Consider the following 4,946-nt stretch of genomic DNA (forward strand, 5'->3'; position numbering starts at 1 on the left):
CCAGGGAATCGCGTTCTTCGCGCCCCGCCACTGACCGCCCCGGCGCGGGGTGGCCCGCACGAGGTCAGCCCCGCACCAGGTCACGGGCCGCGTCGGCGATCGCGGAGGCGTCGATGCCCGCGTGCCGGAGCTGCTCCTCCGCGCTCGCCGAACCGGGCATCGCCAGGACGCCGAGCTTGCTCACCCGGGGCATCGTGGTGGCCTGGGTGAACGCGTCGAGCACGGCATCGCCGAGCCCACCCTGCGGCCAGTGGTCCTCGACGGTGACGATCCGCCCCGTGTCCGCCGCCGCGCGGTGCAGCGTCGCCACGTCCACGGGCTTGACCGAGTACAGATCGATCACCCGCGCCCGGATGCCCTCCTCGGCCAGCGCGTCGGCGGCCGACAGCGCCTCGTGCACGGTGATGCCCGCGCCGACGAGCGTCACCGCGTCCTCGGGCGACGAGCGCACCACCTTGCTCCCGCCGATCGGGAAGGTCTCCTCCGGCCCGTAGAGCACCGGGGTGTCCGGTCGGGTCGTGCGCAGGTAGCGGATGCCGGAGTGCTCGGCCATCGCGGCGGTCAGGTGCGCGGCCTGGTTGGCATCGCACGGGTAGAGCACCGTGCTGCGCCACACCGCCCGCAGCGCGGCCAGGTCCTCCAGCCCCATTTGCGACGGGCCGTCCGGGCCGATGGACACCCCGGCGTGCGAGCCCATCAGGCACAGGTTCGCTCCGCTGATCGCGGCCATGCGCACGAAGTCGTAGGCGCGGGACAGGAACGCGGCGAACGTCGCCGCGTAGGGCACCCAGCCCCGCACCTGCAACCCCACCGCGGCGGCCACCATCTGCTGCTCGGCGATGTAGCACTCGAAGAACCGGTCGGGGTGTTCGGACTCGAAGTAGCCCGTGCGGGTGGAGTCGCTGACCTCGCCGTCGAGCACCACGACGTCCGAGCGCACGCGGCCCAGCGCGGCGAGCGCCTCACCGAACGCGGTGCGGGTGGCGACCTCGTCGCCCACCGTGTACGTCGGGATGGAGAGCGTGTGCAGATCGGGGTGGGACGGGCGCTCGTACTCGGGTGCGGCCACGTCCACCCGGATCGAGCGGCGCCCGCCCAGCTCGGCGATCGCCTCCTCGACGTCCGGCAGCGCCTTGCCGTGTTTGCCCTCGGCGTCCTCGACCGCCGCCACTCCCCGGCCCTTGTGCGTGCGGGCGATGATCGCCGTGGGCCGGTCGCTGCGCGCGGCCTCGGCATAGGCGTTGTCGATCTGCTCGACGTCGTGCCCGTCGATTTCGATGGTGTGCCAGCCGAACGCGCCGATCCGCCGTGCGTAGGCGGCGGTGTCCCAGCCGTGCCGGGTGGGGCCGCGCTGGCCGAGCCGGTTGACGTCGATGATCGCGGTGAGGTTGTTCAGCCGCTCGTACCCGGCGTTTTCGAACGCCTCCCACATCGAGCCTTCGGCCAGCTCCGAATCGCCGCACAGGACCCACACGCGATAGTCACGGTGTTCGAGCCTGCGCCCCGCGAGCGCGACGCCGACTCCGATGGGCAGGCCCTGCCCCAGCGAGCCGGTGGCCACGTCGACCCACGGCAGTTGCGGTGTCGGGTGGCCTTCGAGCCTGCTGCCGGACGTGCGGTACCAGCGCAGCTCGTCCTCCGAGATCGCCCCGGCCGCGACGTACATCGCGTAGAGCAGCACCGAGGCGTGCCCCTTGGAGAAGATCAGGTGGTCGTTGCCCGGATTCTGCGCCGCGTCGAAGTCGTAGCGCAGGTGGCCCGCCAGCAGCACGGCCATCAGGTCGGCCGCCGACATCGACGACGTCGGGTGTCCCGACCCCGCGAAGTCCGCCGCTCGTACGGCGTCCACCCGCAGTTGCTGCCCCAGTTCGGTGAGCATGTCGCGATCGACGCTCGCTACCGACATCGGCCGCCTCCTTCATCGCGTTCCGCGTGCATCCACTCGGCTGCCCGCTGTCGCATACCCGAAGTGGGTGCCTGGCTAACCGCCGACGGCTCGTGAGCCCGTCCGCGCAGCGCACCGGCGGTGCCGCCCGGGGTCGCGGACGGCGACGAGGCGGCTGGTACGCTTCTTCGCGGAGGATTGGCCGAGCGGCCTAAGGCGCACGATTGGAAATCGTGTTGGGTTAACAGCCCTCACGGGTTCGAATCCCGTATCCTCCGCTCGCAGGAAAAACGCCGGGCACCCGACGGGCCGCCCGGCGTTTTTCGTGTCGGCGGCGTCCGGCCGCCTGTAACAGTCGATGGGCAGGCCGTAGGCGGCCGAGACCGCGAGATCGATCTCGCGGCTGAGATCCCTGTCACTGAGGCACGCGCACACATCAGCGACGTGACGCACCGTGCCGAGTACGGAGGCGAGATCGTCTATCTCACTCGACACAACCGGCGTGCCGCCGCCGTGGTGTCGGCGGAGGCGGCTGAACTGTTGGAGCGGCTTGAGGATCTCGCGGATGCGGAGCAGGTCCGCGAGGTGCTGGCCACCTCCCAGCCCAAGCCCGCCGAGGCCATCGAAGTGGCACTCGAACGCCTGGCTGAGCAGCCGCGTCCTCCCGGGTGCAAGGACTCACCGGCATCGCCGGCGTGTGGAGAATTCGCGTCGGCAACTACCGGATCTGCTATCAGGTCGTCCACGACAGGTTGGTCGTCTACGTCGTGACGATCTCCACGCGGGACAACCTCTACGACGTCGTACGTCGACGCCTCGGCCGCTGAACGAACCTGCCCCACCGACATCCAGGCACCCGGCACCGCCACCGCCGTCCGCGTCTCAGCAGCAGTGCTCGCCGCGCCAGGCTTCGCGGCCCTCGCGCACGGCGACGGCGGCGATCACGAGGGCGACCACCGGGTCGGCCCACGCCCACCCGAACACACTGTTCAGCAGCAACCCGACCAGCAGCACCCCGGACAGATACGTACAGAGCAACGTCTGCTTAGAGTCCGCGACGGCGCTCGACGAGCCGAGCCTGCGACCCACGTGCCGCTGCGTCAGCGACAGCACCGGCATCACGACCAGCGACACGGCGGCCAGCACGATCCCCACGGTCGAATGCTGCGCCTCGTCCGCGCCCAGCAAGGTCCGCACCGACTCCACCGTGACGTAGGCGGCCAGCGCGAAGAACGACACGGCGATCACCTTGAGCGCCGTCCGCTCCCGCGCCTGAGGGTCGGCACCGGAGAACTGCCACGCCACGGCCGAGGCCGAGGCCACCTCCACCACTGAATCCAGGCCGAAGCCGATGAGCGCCGTCGAGTCGGCCACCGTCCCCGCGGCGATCGCCACGACGGCCTCGACGACGTTGTAGGCGATCGTCGCGCCGACCAGCAGCCGGACCCAGCGGGTCAGCGTCGCGCGCCGCGCGTCCGAAAGCCGGTCCGGCACCGGGGACGCGGCCGAGGAGGTGTGGCACCCGTCGGAACCGCACGCGCAGGACGCCACGTCTGCCCGGGCGGTGCGCTGCTCCGCTTCGCTCACGAGGCGACCTCTCCGGCCAGTGGAAGTGGCTCGGCGCCGGTCTCGCGCACGGCCCGCGCTTCCGGCGCACCGCCCGCGCACGGATCGTCGGTGTCCACGGCGAGCACGAGCCCCGACAGCTCCGCCAGCGCGCGAGCCAGGTGCGCGTCGGCGAGGTCGTAGCGGACCTGCCGACCCTCATGGACGGCGACCACCAGCCCGCAGCCCCGCAGGCACGTGAGGTGGTTCGACACGTTCGACCGGGTCAGCCCCAGGTGGGTCGCCAGCTCGCCCGGGTAGCGCACCCCGTCGAGCACGGCGAGCAGGATGCGGCACCGCGTCGGATCGGCCAGCGCGCGGCCCAGGCGAGCCAGCGCGTTCCCGCGCGTCTCACACGTCAGCATGCACTGAACAGTACAGCAGGCACTGAACTGATCGCCAGGCGTGCGGCCTCGCGTGCCCCGGCCGGCCGCCGTGCCCCGAACGCGCGTCGCGTTCGCGTTCGGTCACCGCCGCATCGCCCACCTACCTGCTGTGCGCTGTTGATCGACCACGATAAGTTGGTACAGGCCAGGACCCGACTTCCTCCAAGGAGCCCGCTTCATGCCCGGTGTGGAAGACATTCGCGCGGGGATCGCCCTCGCGAACGAGAAGGCTTCCGACAGCATCGCCGCCCTGCAACAGGCCGCCCAGTCGTTGGAGGAGGCGCAGCAGTCGCTCGCCCAGGCCACGACCGGCAGCACTCAGGAGGAGGTGAACCAGGCGCACGGCATGCTCGCCGAGGCCATCCAGGGCATCAACGGCACCCAGACGACCATCCGCGCCTGCATCACCTCGGCCGAGAACTACTCGGCGCGCCTGTAAGGCCGCCCGAGTCCGAGCGCACGGAGCACGCACGGCCCTGGAGGACCATGTCACTGGAGGAGCTGCGGCACGGCCTGGCCGAGACGCTCGGCGGCCTGGCCGAGGCCCGTGCCCACCACGCCCGCGCCCGGCGATTGCTGGAGGACTACCGCCGGGTCGTCGTCGACGCCCAGGCCCAGGCCCAGCCGTGGCTGCCCCGTGAGCTCGACCTCGCCGTCGAACGGTTGGACGCCGACCAGGCCCGCATCGACGGCGCCGACGACCTGATCCACCGCTACCAGTCGAGGTTGTGACACCCCGCGATGCGACGCAAGGTCGGTGAGCGCCGTGCCCGGGTCACGCGAGCGCTCGACGTGCTCCGCGAGCAGCTCGGACTCGTGCTCGGCGCGGCCCACAACGCCCGCCGGACCGCTGAGACCGAGTTGGAGAAACGCAGGCTGGAGCAGCGCATCGTCACCGCGGGACTGGACCACGGCGCGGCCGACGACCCGGTCGTGGCCGAACGCCGGGGGGACCCGGCACTGGCCGAGGTGCTGTCCTGGTTGGACTCCGTGCGCGATCGGTTCTACGCCGACTGGGCCGACGGACCCAACCGGCTGCGCGAGCTGGTCGCGCGGGCCGCGCCCGGCCC

6 protein-coding genes, 1 tRNA gene and 2 pseudogenes are annotated in these 4,946 nt (G+C 71.6%); 6 read left to right on the forward strand and 3 right to left on the reverse strand.

The features are described from left to right. Positions 1–64 precede the first annotated feature (64 nt). Positions 65–1,906: a transketolase gene (locus tag SACSA_RS0104480; protein ID WP_019813877.1), complete on the reverse strand. Its 1,842-nt coding sequence runs from the start codon at positions 1,904–1,906 to the stop codon at positions 65–67. Between the two features lie 171 nt (positions 1,907–2,077). Here SACSA_RS0104480 and SACSA_RS0104485 point away from each other — a divergent pair. The 3 genes and pseudogenes from SACSA_RS0104485 (at position 2,078) to SACSA_RS26610 (ending at position 2,712) form a co-directional block, all read left to right on the forward strand. Further along, positions 2,078–2,163: transfer RNA gene (locus SACSA_RS0104485), tRNA-Ser, on the forward strand. A gap of 130 nt (positions 2,164–2,293) precedes the next feature. After that, positions 2,294–2,470 (forward strand): annotated as a pseudogene (locus SACSA_RS27160) (type II toxin-antitoxin system prevent-host-death family antitoxin); the annotation flags it as partial. Positions 2,471–2,580: 110 nt separating this feature from the next. Further along, positions 2,581–2,712, forward strand: coding sequence for a type II toxin-antitoxin system RelE family toxin (locus tag SACSA_RS26610; protein ID WP_232212834.1), 132 nt, complete (start codon positions 2,581–2,583; stop codon positions 2,710–2,712). A gap of 55 nt (positions 2,713–2,767) precedes the next feature. On the opposite strand, the gene SACSA_RS0104495 is transcribed toward SACSA_RS26610, so the two are convergent. Together SACSA_RS0104495 and cmtR are read right to left on the reverse strand one after the other, a co-directional pair. After that, positions 2,768–3,472 (reverse strand): cation transporter, encoded by a 705-nt coding sequence (locus SACSA_RS0104495; protein ID WP_019813879.1) that lies wholly within the window; start codon positions 3,470–3,472, stop codon positions 2,768–2,770. Beyond that, complete coding sequence (gene cmtR, locus SACSA_RS0104500; RefSeq protein WP_019813880.1) at positions 3,469–3,855, reverse strand: Cd(II)/Pb(II)-sensing metalloregulatory transcriptional regulator CmtR; 387 nt, start codon at positions 3,853–3,855, stop codon at positions 3,469–3,471. Before cmtR ends, SACSA_RS0104495 begins: the two co-directional genes overlap by 4 nt. Positions 3,856–4,054: 199 nt before the next feature. Between cmtR and SACSA_RS0104505 the strand changes: the two genes are divergently transcribed. The 3 genes and pseudogenes from SACSA_RS0104505 to SACSA_RS25685 form a co-directional block, all read left to right on the forward strand. After that, positions 4,055–4,315 (forward strand): hypothetical protein, encoded by a 261-nt coding sequence (locus tag SACSA_RS0104505; RefSeq protein WP_019813882.1) that lies wholly within the window; start codon positions 4,055–4,057, stop codon positions 4,313–4,315. A gap of 47 nt (positions 4,316–4,362) precedes the next feature. After that, the gene (locus SACSA_RS0104510) at positions 4,363–4,608 is read left to right on the forward strand and encodes a hypothetical protein (RefSeq protein ID WP_019813884.1); all 246 of its coding nucleotides are present in this window, start codon (positions 4,363–4,365) and stop codon (positions 4,606–4,608) included. A gap of 9 nt (positions 4,609–4,617) precedes the next feature. Further along, positions 4,618–4,946, forward strand: a pseudogene (locus SACSA_RS25685) (FtsK/SpoIIIE domain-containing protein); the annotation flags it as partial.

The organism is Saccharomonospora saliphila YIM 90502, from assembly GCF_000383795.1.
GTDB lineage: Bacteria > Actinomycetota > Actinomycetes > Mycobacteriales > Pseudonocardiaceae > Saccharomonospora > Saccharomonospora saliphila.